The sequence below is a fragment of the Reichenbachiella sp. MSK19-1 genome (assembly GCF_003590315.1).
Taxonomy (GTDB): domain Bacteria; phylum Bacteroidota; class Bacteroidia; order Cytophagales; family Cyclobacteriaceae; genus Reichenbachiella; species Reichenbachiella agariperforans.
Map to the genome: position 1 here is coordinate 1 of NZ_MIER01000010.1, position 338 is coordinate 338.

General features: G+C 50.9%; 1 protein-coding gene. It reads left to right on the top strand.

Features of this window, described 5'->3' with window-relative positions; translation table 11 throughout:
• The coding region (locus tag BGP76_RS20295; protein ID WP_370453786.1) for a hypothetical protein at positions 1–338 on the top strand (338 nt) is incomplete at both ends.

Here is a 338-nt window from a genome sequence, read left to right on the forward strand (position 1 = left end):
GGATTACACGACTTTGGCAACTGCCGCTGACAACTGTGGAACAGCCACAGTCTCACAATTCCCAGCCGTTGGAACAGTGGTTACTGCGAGCCAAGTTATCACACTGACCGCCACAGATGGTGCAGGCAACACGGAGACTTGTACCTTCAACGTGATCCCATCGGATGACACGAAACCTACGATCACTTGTCCTGCAGATCAGAATGTGAGTTTCGACGCGAGCTGTGAATATACACTGTTGGATTACACGACTATAGCAACTGCCGCTGACAATTGCGGAACTGCTACGATCACACAATCCCCAGCCGTTGGAACAGTGATTACGGCGAGCCAAGTTA